This window comes from Microvirga sp. 3-52, assembly GCF_018383585.1.
In the GTDB taxonomy this organism is placed as follows: domain Bacteria; phylum Pseudomonadota; class Alphaproteobacteria; order Rhizobiales; family Beijerinckiaceae; genus Microvirga.
In genome coordinates, this window is sequence record NZ_JAHAMK010000014.1 from 16979 (window position 1) to 37929 (window position 20951).

16 protein-coding genes are annotated in these 20951 nt (G+C 66.2%); 7 read left to right on the plus strand and 9 right to left on the minus strand.

Translation table 11 applies throughout. The annotated features are described in order from the left end of the window. The first annotated feature begins 8 nt into the window (after positions 1-8). The 3 genes from KHP60_RS12590 to KHP60_RS12600 all read left to right on the plus strand — a co-directional run bounded on the left by KHP60_RS12590 (position 9) and on the right by KHP60_RS12600 (position 7039). Entirely contained in the window at positions 9-350 is a 342-nt protein-coding gene (locus KHP60_RS12590; protein WP_213564585.1) for a helix-turn-helix domain-containing protein, read from the plus strand. Between the two features lie 264 nt (positions 351-614). Then, positions 615-5438: an NAD-glutamate dehydrogenase gene (locus tag KHP60_RS12595; RefSeq protein ID WP_213564586.1), complete on the plus strand. Its 4824-nt coding sequence runs from the start codon at positions 615-617 to the stop codon at positions 5436-5438. 221 nt (positions 5439-5659) lie between these two features. Then, entirely contained in the window at positions 5660-7039 is a 1380-nt protein-coding gene (locus tag KHP60_RS12600; RefSeq protein WP_213564587.1) for an MFS transporter, read from the plus strand. A gap of 7 nt (positions 7040-7046) precedes the next feature. On the opposite strand, the gene KHP60_RS12605 is transcribed toward KHP60_RS12600, so the two are convergent. The 6 genes from KHP60_RS12605 to htpX form a co-directional block, all read right to left on the minus strand. Then, positions 7047-7367, minus strand: a complete 321-nt coding sequence (locus tag KHP60_RS12605; RefSeq protein ID WP_009493654.1) for a heavy metal-binding domain-containing protein — start codon at positions 7365-7367, stop codon at positions 7047-7049. A 222-nt stretch (positions 7368-7589) separates the two neighbouring features. Then, the gene (gene purH / locus KHP60_RS12610; RefSeq protein WP_213564588.1) at positions 7590-9182 is read right to left on the minus strand and encodes a bifunctional phosphoribosylaminoimidazolecarboxamide formyltransferase/IMP cyclohydrolase; all 1593 of its coding nucleotides are present in this window, start codon (positions 9180-9182) and stop codon (positions 7590-7592) included. A 126-nt stretch (positions 9183-9308) separates the two neighbouring features. Further along, a complete protein-coding gene (locus KHP60_RS12615) occupies positions 9309-9872 on the minus strand; it encodes an AAA family ATPase (protein ID WP_213564589.1) in 564 nt (187 codons plus the stop codon). A 142-nt stretch (positions 9873-10014) separates the two neighbouring features. Continuing rightward, positions 10015-11772: a heparinase II/III family protein gene (locus KHP60_RS12620; RefSeq protein ID WP_213564591.1), complete on the minus strand. Its 1758-nt coding sequence runs from the start codon at positions 11770-11772 to the stop codon at positions 10015-10017. Between the two features lie 89 nt (positions 11773-11861). Then, positions 11862-13130: a transcription antitermination factor NusB gene (locus KHP60_RS12625; RefSeq protein ID WP_213564704.1), complete on the minus strand. Its 1269-nt coding sequence runs from the start codon at positions 13128-13130 to the stop codon at positions 11862-11864. A gap of 55 nt (positions 13131-13185) precedes the next feature. Further along, positions 13186-14136, minus strand: a complete 951-nt coding sequence (gene htpX, locus KHP60_RS12630) for a zinc metalloprotease HtpX (protein WP_213564592.1) — start codon at positions 14134-14136, stop codon at positions 13186-13188. 218 nt (positions 14137-14354) lie between these two features. Here htpX and KHP60_RS12635 point away from each other — a divergent pair, with 218 nt between their 5' ends. The 4 genes from KHP60_RS12635 (at position 14355) to KHP60_RS12650 (ending at position 17404) form a co-directional block, all read left to right on the plus strand. Continuing rightward, a complete protein-coding gene (locus KHP60_RS12635; RefSeq protein WP_249688744.1) occupies positions 14355-14579 on the plus strand; it encodes a DUF1674 domain-containing protein in 225 nt (74 codons plus the stop codon). Positions 14580-14666: 87 nt separating this feature from the next. Next, entirely contained in the window at positions 14667-15128 is a 462-nt protein-coding gene (locus KHP60_RS12640; protein ID WP_213564595.1) for a carboxymuconolactone decarboxylase family protein, read from the plus strand. After that, entirely contained in the window at positions 15115-16008 is an 894-nt protein-coding gene (locus KHP60_RS12645) for a sigma-70 family RNA polymerase sigma factor (protein ID WP_213564596.1), read from the plus strand. The genes KHP60_RS12640 and KHP60_RS12645 overlap by 14 nt, the downstream gene beginning before the upstream one ends. A gap of 82 nt (positions 16009-16090) precedes the next feature. Further along, positions 16091-17404, plus strand: a complete 1314-nt coding sequence (locus tag KHP60_RS12650) for a class I SAM-dependent methyltransferase (protein ID WP_213564597.1) — start codon at positions 16091-16093, stop codon at positions 17402-17404. Positions 17405-17586: 182 nt separating this feature from the next. Here KHP60_RS12650 and KHP60_RS12655 read toward each other — a convergent pair whose 3' ends face one another. The 3 genes from KHP60_RS12655 to acs all read right to left on the minus strand — a co-directional run bounded on the left by KHP60_RS12655 (position 17587) and on the right by acs (position 20602). Then, positions 17587-18093, minus strand: a complete 507-nt coding sequence (locus KHP60_RS12655) for a L,D-transpeptidase (RefSeq protein ID WP_213564598.1) — start codon at positions 18091-18093, stop codon at positions 17587-17589. 84 nt (positions 18094-18177) lie between these two features. Next, the gene (locus tag KHP60_RS12660) at positions 18178-18441 is read right to left on the minus strand and encodes a DUF6356 family protein (protein WP_213564599.1); all 264 of its coding nucleotides are present in this window, start codon (positions 18439-18441) and stop codon (positions 18178-18180) included. Positions 18442-18643: 202 nt separating this feature from the next. Then, on the minus strand, positions 18644-20602 hold the full coding sequence (gene acs / locus KHP60_RS12665; protein WP_213564600.1) for an acetate--CoA ligase: 1959 nt from the start codon (positions 20600-20602) through the stop codon (positions 18644-18646). Positions 20603-20951: the final 349 nt, after the last annotated feature.

A 20951-nucleotide genomic window follows, 5' to 3' on the forward strand; every position in this document is an offset into this window, starting at 1 on the left:
ATACCGTGATGCCGCAGAAAGTGCAGAGGGTTCAAGGCTGCGCCGTCGAAAGGACGATGAGCCTGATCGACGGCAAGTGGAAGATCATCGTGCTCTACAAGCTCCTCCGCGGAACCTTGCGTTTTAACGAGTTGCGCCGGCTCATCCCGTCCATCACCCAGCGCATGCTCACCCACCAGTTGCGCGAACTGGAGGCTGACGGTCTCATCGTCCGGACCGTCTACGCCCAGGTTCCGCCCCGGGTCGAGTATACGCTCTCGGCCCGAGGCCGCTCTCTGGAGCCAGTGCTCATGGCGATGAAGGAATGGGGCGACGTAAATCTGTCGTCCCAGGAGGCCAAGGCAGCGTAAAGTGTCTGTGCAATGCAGCAACTTTACCTAACTTTGTTCAGAACCTTATGCTTTTGTTGCGCAACCTGCCACACTGTGGCAACGCTCCCGCGGCCAGCGCATCGTGCGGAAAAGTGGATCCAATTTTCCGCACGATGCGCCAGTTCAAAGATGAGCATTCTTCGGCGAAGTGAATCCGGTTCACCGAAAAATGCGATAAGGCAGAGGGAAGAGCTGATTTCACAGGAGTGGAAACAGCTCCAAACATATTAAGAGGATGCGCGCATGAAGCTGGATACACCGACCAGCGGAAGCGAATTGACGGCGGAAGCCGTCGCCGTGCTGGAAAAAGGCCATAAGGCCATCCCGCCAACCTTCGTGCGCGATCTGTACGGGCGTGTCCCGCCCGAGGATCTGGCGCCCTACTCGCCGCAGACGCTGGCGGATCTCGCTGCGGAAGCCTTCGATCATCTCAAGGCCTCCCGCACCGCCGAGGGCGCGGATATCCGCCTGTTCGATTTCGAGATCGAGCGTGACGGCCGGCGCCAGGACGTGATGGTGCTCGAGATCGTCAACGACAACATGCCCTTCCTGCTCGATTCGACCCTCGCCGAGGTCGTGGACCAGGGTTATGAGCCGATGCTCGTCGCCCACCCGATCCTGGCCGTGGAGCGGGATGCGGGCGGCGCTCTCGTGCGCCTGGTCGGCGAGGCCACCGCCGCCCTGCGGCTCGGCGTCAAGCGCGAAAGCTTCATCCATATCCATCTGCCCCGACTTGACGATCCCGAGACCCGGACCCGCCTGATCGAAGCCATGCGCCTCGTCCACAGGGACGTCTCCGTTGCGGTCCATGACTGGCCGGGCATGCGCTCCCGGATCGCCGAGATCGTCCACAATTACCGCCTCAATCCGCCGCCGCTGCCGGAAGACGAGGTGAAGGAGGCCGTCGCCTTCCTCGACTGGATGTCGCGGGACAACTTCACGTTCCTGGGCCTTCGCGAATACCGTCTGCCCTCAGGCGACACTGCTGCCGATCCCGTCGAGGGCTCGGGCCTCGGTCTGCTCCGCGATCCATCCGTGCGCGTGCTCCGTCGCGGCCGTGAACTGGTCGGGATGACGCCGGAAATCCGCGCCTTCCTAGCGCGTCCGCAGGCGCTCATCATCACCAAGGCGAACGTGAAATCCCGCGTCCACCGCCGCGCCCATCTCGACTATGTCGGCGTCAAGCTGTTCGACGACAGCGGACATCTGCGCGGCGAGTTGCGCATCGTGGGCCTGTTCACGGCAAGCGCCTACACCAACACCACCGCCGAAGTGCCCTATCTGCGCCACAAGGTGGCGAAGGTCGTCGCCCGTGCGGGCTTCGATCCGGCGAGTTATGCCGGCCGCGCGCTCCTCAACGTGCTCGAAAGTTATCCGCGCGACGAGCTGTTCCAGATCGACGAGGACACGCTCTATCACTTCGCCATCGAGATCATGAACCTGTCGGAGCGTCCCCGGGTGAGGGCGCTCGCCCGCACCGACGAGTTCGACCGCTTCGTCTCGGTGCTCGTCTTCGTGCCCAAGGACCGTTACGACACCCAGGCACGCCAGCGCATCGGCCAGTTCCTGGCCGGCATTTATGAGGGGCGCGTCTCCGCATCCTATCCGGATTACCCGGAAGGGCCGCTCGCGCGCACCCATTACATCATCGGTCGCGACGAGGGCGAGACCCCGGATGTGCCGCGCGAGACCCTGGAGAAGGGCATCGCCGCCATCGTCCGCACCTGGAGCGATGCCCTGCGCGACGCGCTCGACGGCAGCGTCGGCGGCGCCCGGGCGCGGGCGCTGGCATCCCGCTATGCCGAAGCCTTCAGCGCGGCCTATCGCGAGGCCTTCGGGGCGGAGCAGGCCATCGCCGACATCGCTCTCCTGGAGCAGCTCTCGGAGGCCCGTCCCCGCGCCGTCGATCTCTATCGCCGTGAAGGCGATGACGAGACCCGCGTGAACCTGAAGGTGTTCTCGCTCAACGTGGCGCTGCCGCTGTCGGAGCGCGTGCCGCTCCTGGAAAATCTCGGTTTCCGCGTCGTCAATGAGCGTACCTATCGGGTCGCCTTCAGCGCGACGGACCGGGTGTGGCTCCACGACATGACCCTGGAGCGCGCTTCAGGTGGCGCGATCAAGATCGACGAGATCCAGGCGCTGATCGAAGCGGCCCTGCTCGCGCTTTTCCGCGGCCTCGCCGAATCGGACGGCTTCAACCGCCTCGTGCTCGAGGCGGGTCTCGGCTGGCGCGATGTCGCCATGGTGCGGGCGCTCGGCCGCTACTTGCGCCAGATCCAGGTCACTTACGCGCAGGACTACATCGCCGAGACGCTCGCTCGTCACGGCGCGATCGCCGCCGATCTCGTCAGGCTCTTCTATGCGCGCTTCGACCCGCGCAAGGACGACGGGCGTGCCGCTGCGGAGGCCGCGATCCGTGAGCAGATCGAGGAGCAGCTCAAAGAGGTCACGAGCCTCGATGACGACCGGATTCTGCGCCGCTTCGTCAATCTGATCGAAGCCGCCATCCGCGCCAACTTCTTCCAGCTCGAGGACAACGGCCTGCCGCGCCAGACCATTGCGTTCAAGTTCGAATGCGCGAAGGTGGAAGGCTTGGCCCTGCCGAAGCCTCTCTACGAGATCTTCGTCTATTCGCCCCGCGTCGAAGGCGTGCATCTGCGTTTCGGCAAGGTGGCGCGCGGCGGCCTGCGCTGGTCCGATCGTCCGCAGGATTTCCGCACGGAAGTGCTGGGCCTCGTGAAGGCGCAGCAGGTCAAGAATGCGGTCATCGTGCCGGTGGGCGCCAAGGGCGGCTTCGTGCCCAAGCACCTCCCGCCCGCGAGCGACCGGCAGGCCTGGCTGGCGGAGGGCACCGAGAGCTACCGCATCTTCGTGCGCACGCTCCTGCAGCTCACCGACAACATCGTCGGCGACAGCGTAGTCCCGCCGGCCGACACCGTGCGCCACGACGGCGACGATCCTTATCTCGTGGTCGCGGCCGACAAGGGCACGGCCACCTTCTCCGACATCGCCAACGCGCTCTCCATCGAGAAGGGCCATTGGCTCGGCGATGCCTTCGCGTCCGGCGGCAGCCAGGGCTACGACCACAAGAAAATGGGCATCACCGCCCGCGGCGCCTGGGAGGCGGTAAAGCGCCATTTCCGCGAGATGGACGTCGACATCCAGACCACGCCGGTGACGGTGGCGGGCGTCGGCGACATGTCGGGCGACGTGTTCGGCAACGGCATGCTCCTGTCGCGGGCCTTGAAGCTCGTGGCGGCCTTCGACCACCGCGACATCTTCATCGATCCGAAACCGGATCCTGAAAGCTCCTTCAAGGAGCGCGAGCGGCTGTTCAATCTGCCCCGTTCCAGCTGGCAGGACTACGACAAGGGGCTGATCTCGGCCGGCGGCGGCGTGTTCCCGCGCAATGCGAAATCGATTCCGCTCTCGGACGAGATGCGCGCGCTTCTCGACATCGACAAGCCCCAGGCCACCCCGGCCGAGGTGATGAACGCGATTCTGAAAGCCCGCGTCGACCTGCTCTGGTTCGGCGGCATCGGCACCTATATCCGCGCATCCACCGAGACCGACGAGCAGGTGGGCGATCGCGCCAACGACGCGATCCGCATCAGTGGTCCGGAGGTGCGCGCCAAGGTGGTCGGGGAGGGCGCCAATCTCGGCGTGACCCAGCGCGGGCGCATCGAGGCGGCGCAGAGCGGCGTCCGCCTCAACACGGACGCCATCGACAACTCCGCAGGCGTCAACACCTCCGACGTGGAGGTGAACATCAAGATCGCGCTGACCACGCCCGAGCGCGACGGACGCCTCACCGAGGCACAGCGCAACGAGCTCCTGGCCGACATGACCGAGGATGTCGCAGCTCTCGTCCTGCGCAACAACTACCTGCAGAGCCTGGCCATCTCGCTCTCCGAGCAGCTTGGCGTCGCGGATCTCGGCTTCGCGCGCCGGCTCATGCACATGCTGGAAGCGCAGGGACGCCTCAACCGGTCTGTCGAGTATCTGCCGGACGACAGCACGCTGGCCGAGCGCGGGCGCCGTGGCGAGGCCCTGACGCGGCCTGAAATCGCGGTGCTTCTGGCCTATGCCAAGCTCTCCCTGCACGACGAGCTGCTGGAAAGCCCCGTGCCGGACGATCCGTATCTCGGCAAGGAGCTGGAGCGCTATTTCCCGACCGAGATGCGCGAGCGCTTTCCGGATGCGATCGCGACCCATCGCCTGCGCCGCGAGATCATCGCGACGCAGCTCGCCAACGCGATCATCAACCGGGGCGGACCGACCATGGTGGCCCGCCTCGTCGACCAGACCGGCGCCGATGCGCCCACCATCGCGGCGGCCTATGCGGCCACCCGCGATTCCTTCGGCCTCACCGAGATGAATGTCGCCATCGATGCCCTCGACGGCGTGGTTCCGGGCAGGATGCAGCTGCATCTCTACGGTGAGCTGCAAGATCTCCTGATGAACCGGATCGTCTGGTTCATCCGCAACGTGGATTTCGTCAATCACTCCCTCGACGAGATCATCGGGACCTACCGGGCCGGAGTCGCCGAGGTCGAGCGCAGCCTCACCGAGACATTGTCGCCCGAGGCGCAAGGAGCGTGGCACGAACGCACCAAGGCGCTGATGGATGAGGGCACTCCGGAGGATCTGGCGCGCCGCATCGCGTCGCTGCCCGATCTCGTGGCGGCTCCCGACATCGCGCAGACGGCGCAGAAGACCGGCAAGCCGGTCAGCGACATCGCCCGCACCCATTTCGCGCTCGAGGCCTCGTTCCGGCTCGGCGCGCTCATCAATGCGGCACAGCAGATCAATGTCAGCGACTATTTCGACCGTCTGGCGCTCGATCGGGCCATCGACAGCATCGCCTATGCCCACCGCGGCCTGACGGCGGAAGTATCGTCTCAGGACGTCTCCGGCATCGAGGCCGTGCGGGCCTGGAGCGAGAAGCGCGGCGCCGACGTCAACCGCATCAGAAGTGCGGTCGACGGCATCGTCTCGTCGGGCCTGACATTGTCGAAGATCACCGTCGCGGCAAGCCTGCTCGGCGATCTCGCGCGGATGACCTGAGGCCAAAACTCTCCTCCCTTGCAGGGAGGAGTTGGAAGTGGGGGAAGTGGCGGGGTGCAAAGCTGAGTAAGACCTTTCCGTCATAGCCGGGCCTGTCCTGGCTATCCCGATCCTGTGAAGCGCCGCACTTTTCCAAGTGGGATCACCGGCACAAGGCCGGTGATGACGAGAGACGGTGAGCGTTGACGATAATTCAGCAACAGCCTGGAAGCCAAAGCCCAGTGAGAGACATCAATCCCCTTGCGCCCTCACACAAGGCCTCGCGTCCCGCGATCCTCGGCTGGCTCCTGTTCGATTGGGCCTGCCAGCCCTTCTTCACCCTGGTCACTACCTTCGTCTTCGCGCCCTATTTCGCCTCCGCGCTCGCGCCCGATCCGGTCACGGGTCAGAGCCTGTGGGGTTATGCGACGGCAGCGGCAGGGCTCGTGCTCGCCATCCTGTCGCCGGTGCTCGGCTCCATCGCCGATGCGACGGGGCCGAAGAAACCCTGGATCGCGTCCTGCGGCCTCGTGCTGTTCATCGCATCCTTCGCGCTGTGGTACGCCGCGCCGGAACAGCCCCATGCCATCATGGTTGCCCTCATGGGCTTTGCGCTCAGTACGGTGGCGGTGGAAGTGGCGGCGGTGTTCAACAACGCCATGATCCCGCATCTCGTGCCGCCGGAACGCTACGGCCGCCTCTCGGGCACGGGCTGGGCGATGGGCTATCTGGGCGGTCTCGTGTCGCTCGTGATCGTGCTCGGCTTTCTCGCCGCCGACCCGGTAACGATGAAGACGGTCTTCGGCCTGCACCCGCTGTTCGGCCTCGATCCGGCGACGCGCGAGGGCGACCGCATCACGGGACCGTTCTCGGCCCTGTGGTTCCTCGTCTTCGTGCTGCCGCTCTTCCTCTTCACGCCGGACGTTCCGCGCTCGGGGATGAGCCTGAAGGAGGCGGCCCGAAAGGGGTTCGAGCAGGTGAGGGGCACCATCGCCGACGCGCGGCGACACGAGAGCGTCGGGCGCTTTCTCGTCGCCAACATGGTCTATCAGGATGCCCTGGTGGCGTTGTTCGCCTTCGGCGGCATCTACGGGGCAGGCGTGTTCGGCTGGCAGGCCATCGAGCTCGGCATCTTCGGCATCCTGCTCACCGTCACCGGCACGCTCGGCGCGCTGGCTGGCGGACGGCTCGACGACCGCATCGGCGCAAAGCCGGTGATCCTCGGATCGATCGCCATTCTCGCGCTCGTCTGCGTCGGCGTTCTCTCGCTCGGGCGCGATCATATTCTCTTCGTGGTGCCGACCGCGCCGCCTGCGGCCGACGACGGCCTCTACGCCTCCGCGCCTGAAAAGCTGTTCGTGCTGCTCGGCCTCGTCATCGGCGCCGTGGCGGGACCGCTGCAGGCCTCTTCGCGCAGCCTGCTCGCGCGGCTGGTTCCGGCCCACGAGGCCGGGCGCTATTTCGGCCTGCTGGCACTCTCGGGCAAGGTCACGTCCTTCCTCGCGCCGCTCGCCGTGGCCGTCGCAACGGCCGTGTTCCAGACGCAAGCCGCCGGACCGGCGGTGCTGATCCTGTTCCTGCTTGTCGGATTCTGGCTCCTGAGCGGCGTGAAGCGGGTGTGAGCGCTGCTCACTCCAGCGTGACGGCCGTGCCGCTGACCGACACCATCATCATGCCCTCGTTCTTGCCGAGCGCGCCGTAATCGAGGTGGACGCCGACGATCGCATGGGCGCCGAGGCGCTGGGCCTCCTCGATCATCTCCTGGAGGGCGGTGTCGCGTCCATCGCGCAGCACGCGCTCGTAGGATCCCGCGCGTCCGCCGACCACGTCGCGGATGGAGGCGAAGAAATCGCGGAACACGTTGGCGCCGAGAATGGCCTCGCCCGAGACGATGCCGCGATAGGAAGCGATGCGGCGGCCTTCGATGCTCGGCGTGGTGGTGATGATCATGCATGTCTCCTTCTGCTCCGCTTCAGATGGGAAGGGAGAGGAGAAATGTCATCATCATGATGGGGGAGCGGGCGTCTCGATGAGACCTCCACGCCGTGTCACGTCATGGCCGGGCCTGTCCCGGCCATCCCGATGCGGTGAGGCGCGGCGCTTCACTCAATCGGGATCACCGGCACAAGGCCGGTGATGACGGTGGATGAGCCGCGACGGACAGCATCATTCTCAGTGCCGGAAGTGCCGGTGGCCCGTGAACACCATGGCGAGGCCGGCCTCGTCGGCCGCCTTGATGACCTCGTCGTCGCGCATGGAGCCGCCGGGCTGGATCACCGCGGTGGCGCCGGCCTCCGCTGCGGCAAGCAGGCCGTCCGCGAAGGGGAAGAAGGCGTCGGAGGCCACCACCGAGCCCTTGGCGAGGGTCTCGGGAAGGTTCGCGGCCTTCGCGGCCTCGACGGCCTTCCAAGCGGCGATGCGGGAGGAGTCGACGCGGCTCATCTGGCCGGCCCCAATGCCTACCGTCGCGAGATCCTTGGCGTAGACGATGGCGTTCGACTTCACGTGCTTGGCGACGCGGAAGGCGAAGCGCAGGTCCTCCAGCTCCCGGTCGGTGGGGGCGCGTTTCGTCACCACCTTCAAGTCCATGGCGTCGACCACGGCGTTGTCCCGGTTCTGCGCCAGGAAGCCGCCCGCGACCGTGCGCAGGGTCAGGCCCTCCTGGCGCGGATCGGGCAGGCCGCCGGCCAGCAGCAGGCGCAGGTTCTTCTTGGCCGCCACGATGGCGATCGCCTCCTCGGTGGCGTCGGGCGCGATGATCACTTCCGTGAAGATCTCGGTGATGGCCTTGGCAGCCTCCGCGTCGAGCGGCCGGTTCATGGCCACGATGCCGCCGAAGGCCGAGACCGGATCGCAGCGCAGGGCCTTCTCGTACGCCTCGCGCAAGGAGGTGCCCTCCGCGACGCCGCAAGGGTTGGCGTGCTTGACGATCACGATGGCGGCTGAGCGCTCGGGCGCGAACTCCGCCACGGCCTCGTAGGCCGCATCGGTGTCGTTGATGTTGTTGTAGGAGAGCTGCTTGCCCTGCACCTGGCGCGCGGTGGCGACACCCGGGCGGTTCTCCGGCGTGCGGTAGAAGGCGGCGCTCTGATGCGGGTTCTCGCCGTAGCGCATGACCTCCGCGATGGCGCCGCCGAGCGCGCGGAAGGGTGGCGTCTCTTCGCCGAGCTCGGCGGCGAACCAGTTGGAGATCGCCGCGTCGTAGGCAGCGGTGCGGGCATAGGCCTTCTGGGCCAGGCGCCGGCGCAGGGTCAGGGTGACGGAGCTGTCGTACTTGGTGAGATCTTCCAGAACGGCGCCATAATCGCCGCCGTCCACCACCACGGCCACGTCGCCATGGTTCTTGGCCGCCGCGCGGATCATGGCGGGGCCGCCGATGTCGATGTTCTCGATGCAATCGTCAGAGGGCTTGCCGGCCGCGACCGTCGCCTCGAACGGATAGAGGTTCACCACCAGGAGGTCGATGGGCTGGATGCCATGGGCGAGCATCGCCGCCTGGTGCTCCGGATTGACCCGGATGCCGAGCAGGCCGCCGTGGACGGCGGGATGCAGCGTCTTCACGCGCCCGTCCATCATCTCCGGAAATCCCGTGAGCTCGCTCACGTCCTTCACGGGCAGGCCCGCCTCGCTGAGCGCCTTATGCGTGCCGCCGGTGGACACCAGCTCGATGCCGCGCTCGGAGAGCGCGCGCGCGAAGTCCACGAGCCCCGTCTTGTCGGATACGGAAAGCAGAGCGCGGGATACGCGCTTCAGGTCGCTCGGCATGGCGGCCGCTCCATTCAAGGAAAAAGATGCGGGCGCGATACCACGGCGGGCCGGGGATGGGAACCGGGGAGGACTGTGTTTCAGGCTGCTCCCTTGCGCAGTGGGCGGCAAATCCGTTGTCGCTGATCACTGGCATTCCATAGGACCTGAACAGCGCAATCCACCTGCTAGAGCCCTTTCGATAATATCAGCACGTTCTGACACACTGACCTTGGGCAAGATAGAAACTTTGTATCCAAGGGATGGGTAGGCTTCCAGCAGGCGAGAATACTCAGCCTCCGCTGCTTTCATGTCGTGACGCCGCTCTGGATCATTGACGTATATTTCTGGCCATGGCGGCGTCAGGAACACAGTTTGGTGGTAGCGGTGCGACTGAGCGAGTGAAGTAAGAATCGGCTCGTTCGTCAGGTGCTGTAGAAAAGCCGCAGCATCCACCAAGCTCCTGTCAAAGAACACCCATCCATTCAGAGTTGCTGCTGCTGCTCGATCTTCCAGGGCCATAGCGACTGCACGTTGAGAAAATGCCCGTTCGTCTTTCCAGGGAAGCGCCGTCCCACCTTCTTGCAGTTCTTGTTTGACGATTCGTCGGCCAGGCTCCTCCACCATGCGGTGGCCACGCCTGCCAAGCTCAGCAAGCAAGGTAGATTTGCCACCGCCTGAACAGCCGGAAATGATGACAAACCGCTCCATTCACCCTCTTCTGTTTATGGTGTCGCGACTATTCCCATGAACGGCCTCATCAGAGATGCAGCCCACCCCTGTTTCAATATCTGCGGCACAAGGGACTAAAAATCCCACACGTGCATAAGCAGCACTTTTCACAGGACTATCTTCAGATCAGCTCCGGTCCTGGCTCTGCAGTCTGCTCGGAGCTGAACGTGCGGGCGAGGCGCTCGAAGCGCCAGCGCACGGTCGGGGTCTCGCCCGGGCGGATCGTCAGTACGATCTGCTCGGTGCGCCGCATGCCTTCTGCGGTCGCCAGGAATACGCTGTCCTCGAGCTCCGCCTCGACCGGAGCGGCCGAGAACTGCCAGGCCTCCCGGTTGGGCAGCACCAGCATCACCACGCGGCCGCCTTGCGCGCGGCTCGCCCTGATGCCGGGCGCCAGGTGGAAGCGGATGATGGCCTGCACGGTCCCGGCCTGACCGCCCTCGCTCCAGAAATTGTCCTCGCCTTCCAGCACGTTGCCCTTGGGGGCAAGCTGCCAGCGCCGCTCGTGGGTGATGCCGAAACGGGCTTTATATCCGTCATGGCTGGCGCTCAGCAGCTGGGCGTGCTCGCGTTCGCTGCGCTCCGCCGTCACCCGCTCCGGCGCGCTGATGACCACGGGGCCGACCCGGCGCAGGATCCAGGCGGAGATCCGGCGGTGCAGCCAACTCCCCTTCTTGTCGACGATCTGACTGGACGAGACGTCGTCGATGGAGGCGGTGGAATGCGCCACCGTCGAACGCGAGGCCTGGATGATCGCATTGCCCGCGATGTAGGGGGTGCCGCAATTGACCACGATACGCTGGGCGGCGCTCGAGAACTCGAAGGACAGGCAGCCGGCCCCGGCATCCTGGGACAGGGGCCGCGGCGGCGGAGCGCCCACGTCGGCGACGAGCAGCGTGCGTCCGGCCTCGAGCCGTTCGTAGCCCGAATGGGGCGCGTGGTGAATGGGCTGGCTGCGCATGTCGTCGTAGGTGAGCAGCGTCGCCAGATGATCGGCCGCGGTCACGCCCATGCCGTTGAAATGGGACAGCGTGCCGTCCCCGTGCCGGAACAGCCGCACCATCGGCAGCATCCGGTCGATGGCGTGGAGCAGGGCGTCGGGCGTGTCGACCTCTCGGCTGGCGAACATCTGGCGCAGGGGCAGAAGATCGAACAGGAGATCGACGATGATGCGGGGATTGCGGCTCGCATGCCCGCCATCGGCCAGGATCTGCCATTCGAGTTCGCGGGCGAGCAGGCGGCTCGCGCGCCTCAGGTTCCGCTCGAGGCCCTCGCAGCACAGGCCGGCATAACAGAGCGCAATGGCGGCCATCAGCTGCTGGGAGGGCAGGGCGCCTGAGCGGACCTGCCGCTCCAGGGTGCGGACATGCTGGCCGATGATCTTCAGGAAGCGCTGGTAGAAGGCGTGGTCGGCGCCTTCCAGGATCAGCGGCGACTGGCTGATGAACGACATGAGCCGGCGCGCCGTGATCTCCGGGCTGCAGGCGATCCGCTTGTCGCCGAGCTTCGATGTGACGAACTCGTCCACCAGGGAGCGGGCATTGGCCTGGGCGAGCGCCGTGCCGGCCGCCCGCAGGTGCCGCAGCCAGCCGAAGCCGTAGAGCGCCTCGCCCCAGGCGCGGCTCGGCGGCGTGAAGGCGAAGGGGGAGCGCCCGCTGGTGGTGATGGCGCGGCCGGAAAAGGCGAAGAAGCCGGAATAGATGTCGGTCGCGATGGTGGGATCGGCCGTGCGCAGATCCTGGGGGGCGAAGAGAAGCCGCGTCGGCACCGGCGCGCTGGAGAGCCGGGACAGGCTCCAGACCGCGCTTTCGCGCATGGCGCGGCCTGCCTCGCGAGCGGCAAGCCTGTACAGACGCCAGCGATCCGGCCCGAAATCCACCCGTGGCGCTCCCCTTGTTCGCTTGAATCCCAGCCAACTTAGGTGAGGAGTTCCTGCTGACCGGTTAACAACAGGTAAGGGAGGATTCACTATGATCGCGGTCCCTTGTGCACAAACCGTGCGACAAAGAAGCCGTCGAGGCCGCTGCGATCATGCTCCGAAAGCGCCAGCTGGCTCGGCAGCGTGCGGATATCGCCCTCTGGCGTGATGCACTCGGCGACGCCGCCGATCTCGTCGGGCGCGATGGGCATGCGGATGAATTCGGGATGGCGGTCGAGGAAGCCCTCCGCCTGGCGTTCGCCTTCCTCGGCTTCCAGCGAGCAGGTGCAGTAGACCAGCCGTCCGCCGACTTTCAGGAGGCCTGCCGCCTTGTCGAGCAGGCGGGCCTGCAATCCGGAAAGCTTGCGGATGTCCTCCTCGCTCTTGGTCCAGGCCACGTCGGGATGGCGGCGGATGGTGCCGGTGGCCGAGCAGGGGGCATCGAGCAGGATGGCGTCGAAGGGGCCTGAGTCGAGCTTCTCCGCGTCGATGGCGCGGGTCTCAGCCTTCAGGTGGAGGCGGGAGAGGTTCTCCTCGAGCCGCTGCAGCCGCTTGGCCGAACGGTCGACGGCCAGCACATCGGCGCCGGCCGCCGCGAGTTGCGCGGTCTTGCCCCCGGGTGCGGCGCAGAGATCCGCGATGCGCTCGCCGGGCTTCGCCTGCAGCAGGCGGGCCGGCAGGGCGGCGGCGGCATCCTGAACCCACCATTCACCCTCCTCGAAACCGGGCAGCTCGCGGATGGCCGTGCGCTCCTTCAGGCGGACGCTGCCGGTGGGCAGGAGAATCCCGCCGAGGCGTTCCGCCCAGGCTGCCGGATCGCTTTTCACCGTCAGGTCGACGGAGGCCAAAGAGCGGTGCGCCTCGGCGATGGTCGTGGCGAGCGGCTCGCCGTATTGCGCGATCCAGCGCTCCTCCAGCCAGGTCGGCGTGTCGAGCCAGGGATCGTCCTGGCTCAGGATTTCCTCGCGCTCGCGGGCGACGCGGCGCAGGACGGCATTGATGAAGCCACCGGCGTGATGGAGCTTGGGATCGTTCTGGGCAAGCTGCACGGCGCTGTCGACGACGGCATGGTCGGGCACGTCGAGAAACAGGATCTGCGCCGCGCCGGTGGCCAGCAGATGCATCAGGCGCTCGTCCTTCGGCGGCTTGTTGAGCCGCTCGTTCAAGGCCCGTCCGAGGGTGCCCAGGCGCCGGAAGGTCACGATGGCGATGGCGCGGGCGAGCGCCTCGTCGCGGCCGGACAGATTTTCCGTCTGGGCCAATTCCTCCATCACGTCGTCGAGCGGCACGCGCCGCTTCATGGCTTCCGTCACCGCCATCCAGGCAAGGCGGCGGGGCCCGAGGCCTGCCTGTTCGTCCGATTGATTCAAAACGTTATCCCCAGGGCCCGCGGCGGGTGCCGGTCGAGCCTCCGATTGAGCCCCCGGTGGAACCCCAGGGACTCGATGAACTCTGCGCGAAGGAGCCGGCGGGCTGCGCCGGCGTGCCCATCTCCTGCGCCAAAGCGTGCAGGGCCGCAATCCGGTTTTCCGTCGCGGGATGAGTGGAGAACAGATTGTCCACGCCTTGCCCGGAGAGCGGGTTGATGATGAAGAGCGAGGCGGTCGCGGGGCGGCGCTCCGCATCGGGGTTCGGAATATGCGCCACGCCGCCCGCGATGCGGGCGAGCGCCGAGGCGAGCGCCAGCGGCTGGCCGGAGATCTGTGCCCCCATCCGGTCGGCGTCGTATTCCCGCGAACGGCTGATCGCCATCTGGATGATCATGGCGGCCAGGGGTGCCAGCAGCGCCGTGCCGATCATCACGATCGGGTTCGGCCGGTTCTCGCCCCGGCCGCCGAAGAGGAAGCCGAACTGGGCCAGCGTCGCGATGGCGCCGGCAATGGTCGCGCTCACCGTCATGATCAGGGTGTCGCGGTTCCTGATATGGGCGAGCTCGTGCGCCATCACCCCCGCCACCTCGTCAGGGGAGAGCATGTGGAGGAGGCCCGTGGTGGCGGCGACCGCCGCATTCTCCGGGTTGCGCCCGGTGGCGAACGCATTGGGTTGCGGATTGTCGATGAGATAGACCCGCGGCATGGGAAGGCCGGCGCGCCCTGCAAGATCGCGCACCATATGGACCAGCTCGGGCGCCGTGCGCTCGTCCACCTCCACCGCGTGATGGGCGGCGAGCGCCAGCCGGTCCGAGTTCCAATAGGCGAAGACATTCGTCGCGAGGCCCAGACCCAACGCGATCATCATGCCGGTGCCGCCGCCCAGGAAATAGCCGACGACGCCGAACAGGGCCATCAGGCCCGCCAGCAGCATTCCGGTCTTGACGGTGTTCATCGGGGTCTCCACCTCGTGGTCAACACGAAATCCATCCGTTGAACCCTATGTGGGAACGGTCCAGCTCCCTCCCAAGGGTTCTTCCTCGAAGTCCGGCTCGCCGTGAGACCTTCCCGTCATGGCCGGCCATGACGAGGCAGGGCCGGAATGCGGTGGGGCGAACTTTCAAGAGCTTCCTCCCAACGGGGCGGAAATCTGGCATAAGGCACCTCATGAGCATGAACGACAATACTCCCCCCGAAGGCCCCGTCGAAGGCGCGGCTCCCGGCAAGCCCCTGTCCCCTGCGGCTCAAAGGGCTCTCGCGGAGGCCGCCCAGCGCCGGCTCGAGATCGATGCCCGCGCGGCCGAACTCGCGAAGCAGAAGGAGTTCCAGGGCCGCGGCGGCCTCGAGCCCGTTCGCTACGAGGATTGGGAGGTGAAAGGCCTGACGAGCGATTTTTAGAGACCATTTTTTTCGGCCTCATGTCACATCTGGCATCGCTGCCTCGTCTTAGCATCGTGAGCAACACGATCCATGAGGACCAAGACGATGAAAGCCCGTTTGATTCCCTTCGAAGTCGCCCCCGGTTCCCTGAAGCCGATGGTGGAGCTGGAAAAGACCCTGAAGAACAGCGGTCTGGAGCACAACCTGCTCGAGCTGGTGAAGATCCGCGCCTCGCAGATCAACGGCTGCGCCTTCTGCCTCCACATGCACACCAAGGATGCCCGCGCGAGCGGCGAGACCGAGGAGCGGATCTATCTCCTCAACGCCTGGCGGGAATCGCCGCTGTTCAATGACCGCGAGCGGGCTGCGCTCGCGTGGACCGAAGCCCTGACCCTGGTGGCCGAGACCCATGCTCCCGACGAGGATTATGCGGAGCTGAGCCGGCACTTCACACCCGTCGAGCAGGTCAATCTGACCCTGATGATCGGCGCGATCAACACCTGGAACCGTCTGGCCATCGGCTTCCGTTCGATCCATCCGGTCGAGGCAAGCCGTGCTGCCGCCTGACGGCGACGCGGCGGACCGGTTCCAGCCCCTCAGGCCGGGGCTGGTCCGCCTGGCCTACCGCATGCTCGGCTCCATCGCGGAAGCCGAGGACGTGGTGCAGGAAACCTATATCCGCTGGCACCAGACGGACCGGTCCGCCATCCGCGAACCGGGCGCCTTCCTGTCCAAGACGGTCACGCGCCTGTGCCTCGACATCCTCAAATCGGCGCGGGTCAAGCGCGAGACCTATATCGGGCCCTGGCTGCCCGAGCCGGTCCTGGAAGCGGAACAGGAGGACATGAGCGAGGATCTGTCGCTGAGCCTGATGATGGCCCTGGAGCGGCTTTCGCCGCTCGAGCGCGCAGCCTTTCTCCTGCACGACGTCTTCGGGCTCGGATTCGACGAGGTCGCCACGACCCTGGACCGGGACCCGGCCGCTTGCCGCCAGCTCGCGGCCCGCGCGCGAAAGAACGTCCGCGCGGACCGGCCGCGCTACGCCATCGACCGGGATGAAGGCGAGCGGATGACCGATGCATTCTTCGCCGCCTCGCGCAGCGGCGACCTGACGGCGCTGCGAAATCTCCTGGCGGAGAACGTCGTCTCCTACACGGATGGCGGCGGCATCCGGAATGCGGCCCTCAACCCGCTCTTCGGTTTCCGCCGGGTGTCGGGCCTCTTCATGGGCGTGGCGCGCAAGGACGAAGGCCAATTGCCTCCCGTTCTCTACAAGGGGCTGATCAACGGATTGCCCGGCTTCGTCACCCTCGAAAAGGACGGCATGGTGCAGACCACGTCCCTCGACATCGAGGATGGCCGCATCGTCGGGGTCTATATCGTGCGCAATCCCGAAAAGCTCCGGCATCTCTCGGATCTCGCAGGTGCAGCGGACGTGGCGAATTAATTGGTGAAGACCCATCAGGAGCGAAAGCACCTGTTGTTCCCTCGCCGGCCTCCCGCTACCTTGCCGCAAAAGGGGAGGGCGCATGGCTGGGGCGGGCGAGACGGCGCGGCTGGGAATGTTCCGGGACCTGTTGAGCGATGCTCACCGGGCGCTCGATCTCCAGTTCGGCTTCGAATTGTGGGACGGCTCGACGATCCCGGCTGATCTGCCGTCCTATGCCATGCGTCTCGTCATCCGGCGCGAGAGCGTGATCGCCGCCCTCCTGCGCCGCCCGAACCTGGACACGGCACTCAACGCCTATGTGGCGGGGCTCATCGATCTCAAGAACGGCACCATCTTCGATCTCGCCTCCCAGCGCCCGCAGAAGGCCGGCAGGCGCCTGAAGGCCTTGAGCAAGCTGAAAGCTCTCAAGACCGCGTATCATTTCCTGCGCGCGCCCGCCGACATGCCGCGCCCGCTCGCCCGGGTCGAGGACAAGCCGGACGCCCGCGACGGGAAGCCCCGGACCAACAAGCAGAACGTCGCCTACCATTACGACGTGTCGAACGAGTTCTACCGGCTCTTCCTCGACCCGGAGATGGTCTATACCTGCGCGTACTTCCAGCCGGACTGGCACGACGACATCGCCCGCGCGCAACGGGACAAGCTCGACATGATCTGCCGCAAGCTGCGGCTCAAACCCGGCGAGCGCCTGCTCGACATCGGCTGCGGCTGGGGGGCGCTCATCTGCCACGCGGCGCAGCATTACGGGGTCAAGGCCACCGGCGTGACGCTCGCCGAGGAGCAGGCCGCGCTGGCGCGGGACAAGGTGCAGCGCCTCGGGCTGCAGGACCGGGTCGAGGTGCTGGTGAAGGACTTCACCCAGATGGAAGGCGAGTTCGACAAGATCTCGTCCATCGGCATGTTCGAGCATGTGGGAATCGCCAACCACCCGGCCTATTTCGGCGCCGTGAATCGCCTGCTGCGCCCGCGCGGGCTTTATCTGCATCACACCATCGCACGGCGCGCCAAGCGCAGCGACAAGGCGTTTCAGAAGCTCAAGCCCGAATACAAGGCGCTCACCCGCTACATCTTCCCCGGCGGTGAGCTCGACCACCTGGGCATGTCCGTTTCCAACCTGGAACGCCACGGCTTCGAGGTGCATGACGTGGAGGCCTGGCGCGAGCATTATCAGCGCACGACGAGGCTCTGGTGGGAAAGCCTCAATGCCCGCCGCAAGGAGGCCGAGGCGCTCGTCGGGCCGGAGAAGACCCGTATGTGGCTGCTCTATCTCGCCGGCTGCTCGCTCGCCTTCGAGCGCGCGGCGGTGGGCGTGAACCAGACATTGGCGTCGAAGCGCGCGCGCGGGCCTTCGGGCCTGCCGCCGACGCGGGCGGATTTGTATCAGCCGCTGTAATCGAACTCACTCGTCATCCTGAGTGCCTGGCTCCTGGAGGAAGGCCGTGGAGCGCCGCGCCCTTCCAACCGGGATGGCCGGCACAAGGCCGGCCATGACAGCGAGGGAAGCGTATGGTGAGCCAGGCTCTCGGGATGAGGCTGTAGAGGTACAAAGCTAGATCTCTTAAGCGTCGTCCCCGGCTACGGCACCACCACCACCCGCGTGCCCACGCTCACCTGATCGTAGAGATGGACGATGTCCTCGTTGAGCATGCGGATGCAGCCGTAGGATGCGTAGGTGCCGATGGAGCCCGGGCGGTTGGTGCCGTGGATGGCATATTCGTCGAGATTGAGGGTGAGCGCCCTGGCGCCCATGGGATTGTTCGGGGCACCGCCGGGGATCACGTCGGGCAGGCGCGGGTTGTCGCGCTTGACCTCGGCCGGCGGCGCCCAGGCGGGCCTGACGTATTTGCCGTCGATCCGCGCCTCGCCGAACCATTGCTTGCCGGGCTTGCCCACCGCCACGCGGTAGCGCAGGGCCGTGCCGTCGCCGCGCACGTAATAGAGCCGCCGCTCGGCCGTCTTGATGACGATGGTGCCGGGCGACACGCGCCCCTCGAAGGGCACGACCTCCCGGGCGGACGCGCCGCTGCTTGCGGCGACGACCGCGATGACGGCGGCGATGGCGAATGCGGCGCGCGCGCCCATGTCTCGAACCCTCCTGCGGAACATGCGTGAGGGTGAGACGCGAGAGATAAGGCTACGGTTCCAGCCTGGCCTGCCGGTGCAGGCTCAGATCACCGGATCCCAGGCCAGCATCCGGTCACGGGCGTCGTGCGAAACCGGGTGCGGATGGCGGTTCAGCATCCGCGCATGCAGCTGCTTCACCGTGCGGCTGGCGGTCGTGAGGAAGAGGAAGGGCAGGAAGGCGTGGACCAGGGCCGCCAGGCCCGCGACGAGCAGAGGGCCGGCGAAGCTCAAGGCGACGTTCATGTGCTCAAAATAGCTCTCACCCGCGGATTCCGGATGATCGGTGAAAAGACGCTTCAAGGCCATGGAACGGGCTCCTGGAAGAACGGGCTCGACCCTACTCTTCGAGCACGAGGAGCTCAACGGCGTTCCTCCGGCCAAGGTGTGCGTCCTGGCACGTCACGGGCGTTCATCGGACGCCGTCAATCGTGCTTCACGATGGCTTCGTGCAAAGAAGATGGCCGGGATCGTCCCGGCCATCCTGTCCATGCTTTGCATCGCGTTCGGCTCAAGCCGCCTGCGTGCGCTTGTTCTGGCGGTTGGTGATGAGGTCGTCGACCACGCCGGGATCGGCCAGCGTCGAGGTGTCGCCGAGCGAGCCGAACTCGTCCTCGGCGATCTTGCGCAGGATGCGGCGCATGATCTTGCCCGAGCGGGTCTTCGGCAGGCTGGGGGCGAACTGGATCAGGTCGGGCGACGCGATGGGGCCGATCTCCTTGCGCACCCAGGCGACGAGCTCCTTGTGCAGCTCCTCGGACGGCTCCTCGCCGGCCATGAGGGTCACATAGGCGTAGATGCCCTGGCCCTTGATGTCGTGCGGGTAGCCCACCACGGCGGCCTCCGACACCTTCGGATGCGCCACCAGAGCGGATTCCACCTCGGCCGTGCCCATGCGATGGCCGGACACGTTGATCACGTCGTCGACGCGCCCGGTGATCCAGTAGTACCCGTCCGCATCGCGCCGGCAGCCGTCGCCGGTGAAATACTTGCCAGGGTAGGTGGAGAAGTAGGTCTGCACGAAGCGCTCGTGATCGCCATAGACCGTGCGCATCTGGCCCGGCCAGGAATCGGCGATCACCAGATTGCCCTCGGTTGCGCCCTCCAGCACCTTGCCGTCCGCATCCACGATCTGCGGCTTCACGCCGAAGAACGGCCGCGTGGCGGAGCCGGGCTTGAGCCGGGTGGCGCCGGGCAGCGGCGTGATCAGGATGCCGCCGGTCTCCGTCTGCCACCAGGTGTCGACGATCGGGCAGCGGTCGTCGCCGACCACCCGATGGTACCATTCCCCGGCTTCCGGATTGATCGGCTCGCCAACGGAACCCAACAGACGAAGCGACTTGCGCGAGGTCTTCTTCACCGGCTCCTCGCCGGCCTGCATCAGCGAGCGGATCGCGGTCGGCGCGGTGTAGAAGATGTTGACCTGGTGCTTGTCGATCACCTCCCAGAAGCGGGAGATGGTCGGATAGGTCGGCACGCCCTCGAACATCAAGGTCGTGGCGCCGTTCGCCAGCGGTCCGTAGAGGATGTAGGAATGGCCCGTCACCCAGCCCACGTCGGCGGTGCACCAGTAGATGTCGCCGTCGTGGTAGTCGAACACGTATTGATGCGTCATCGCCGCGAAGATGAGGTAGCCGCCGGTGGTGTGCAGCACGCCCTTGGGCGTTCCCGTCGATCCCGAGGTGTAGAGGATGAACAGCGGGTCCTCGGCGTTCATCTCCTCGTAGGGGCAGTCGTCGGACACCATGCTGGCGGCTTCGTCGTAATAGACGTCGCGGCCCGGCACCATGTTGACGGCCGAGCCCGTGCGGCGCACCACCAGCACGTGGTCGACCACGCCGGGGCCGACGCGCTCGATGGCGGCGTCCACATTCACCTTGAGCGGCACTTTGCGGCCGCCGCGCAGGCCCTCGTCCGCCGTGATGACGAAGGCGGACTTGGCGTCCTGGATGCGGCTCGCCAGGGAATCCGGCGAGAAGCCGCCGAACACCACGGAATGGATCGCCCCCAGCCGCGCGCAGGCGAGCATGGCATAGGCGGCTTCCGGGATCATCGGCATGTAGATCGTTACCCGGTCGCCCTTCTCGACGCCGCGGTTGCGCATGATGTTGGCCATGCGGCAGACCTCCGCGTGCAGCTCGCGGTAGGTGATCGTCTTCGATTCGGACGGGTCGTCGCCTTCCCAGATGATGGCGACCTGGTCGCCGCGGGTGTGGAGATGCCGGTCGACGCAGTTATAGGCCACGTTGGTGACGCCGTCCTCGAACCAGCGGATCGCCACGTTGTCGGGGCCGAAATTGGTGTTCTTGATCCGGGTCGGGGCCTTGAACCAGTGGATGCGCTTGGCTTCCTCGGCCCAGAAGGCCTCCGGGTCCCTGATCGAAGCCTCGTACTTGGCGAGGTAGCCCGCATCATCCAGATAGGCGCGATGCGTCCACTCGGCCGGCACGTCGTAGATCTTCTCTTCCATGGCGCTTCTCCCAGACGCTTGCCTGATGGATTTAGGTCTAGATTTACGGAAAGAGAGAGGGTCGGGGCAAGCGGGACGGGATCGGACTTTGGTCGCTGATGGTTTTTGGCGGCCATGAGGGGAAGAGCGTCATCCCGGGGCTGCGGAGCAGAACCCGGGATCGGCCCGGGGACGGGGCGCTTCTCCTCCGTCATCACCGGCCTTGTGCCGGTGATCCCGATTGCTGGGGGCGCTGCGCTTTTCTGATCGGGATGGCCGGGACTGATCCCCGGAACAAGTCCGGGGACGGCCATGACGGAGTGGGTGTCATCCCCGGCGCACGCAGTGCGGGAAGGGGATCCCTCACGCG

Bases quoted from the DNA above. Each gene is read 5' to 3' on its own strand.
- KHP60_RS12590 (WP_213564585.1), top strand. From the start codon at position 9: ATGCCGCAGAAAGTGCAGAGGGTTCAAGGCTGCGCCGTCGAAAGGACG.
- KHP60_RS12595 (WP_213564586.1), top strand. From the start codon at position 615: ATGAAGCTGGATACACCGACCAGCGGAAGCGAATTGACGGCGGAAGCC.
- KHP60_RS12605 (WP_009493654.1), bottom strand. From the start codon at position 7,367: ATGATCATCACCACCACGCCGAGCATCGAAGGCCGCCGCATCGCTTCC.
- purH (WP_213564588.1), bottom strand. From the start codon at position 9,182: ATGCCGAGCGACCTGAAGCGCGTATCCCGCGCTCTGCTTTCCGTATCC.
- KHP60_RS12615 (WP_213564589.1), bottom strand. From the start codon at position 9,872: ATGGAGCGGTTTGTCATCATTTCCGGCTGTTCAGGCGGTGGCAAATCT.
- KHP60_RS12625 (WP_213564704.1), bottom strand. From the start codon at position 13,130: ATGGCGGTGACGGAAGCCATGAAGCGGCGCGTGCCGCTCGACGACGTG.
- htpX (WP_213564592.1), bottom strand. From the start codon at position 14,136: ATGAACACCGTCAAGACCGGAATGCTGCTGGCGGGCCTGATGGCCCTG.
- KHP60_RS12635 (WP_249688744.1), top strand. From the start codon at position 14,355: ATGAACGACAATACTCCCCCCGAAGGCCCCGTCGAAGGCGCGGCTCCC.
- KHP60_RS12640 (WP_213564595.1), top strand. From the start codon at position 14,667: ATGAAAGCCCGTTTGATTCCCTTCGAAGTCGCCCCCGGTTCCCTGAAG.
- KHP60_RS12650 (WP_213564597.1), top strand. From the start codon at position 16,091: ATGGCTGGGGCGGGCGAGACGGCGCGGCTGGGAATGTTCCGGGACCTG.
- KHP60_RS12655 (WP_213564598.1), bottom strand. From the start codon at position 18,093: ATGGGCGCGCGCGCCGCATTCGCCATCGCCGCCGTCATCGCGGTCGTC.
- KHP60_RS12660 (WP_213564599.1), bottom strand. From the start codon at position 18,441: ATGGCCTTGAAGCGTCTTTTCACCGATCATCCGGAATCCGCGGGTGAG.
- acs (WP_213564600.1), bottom strand. From the start codon at position 20,602: ATGGAAGAGAAGATCTACGACGTGCCGGCCGAGTGGACGCATCGCGCC.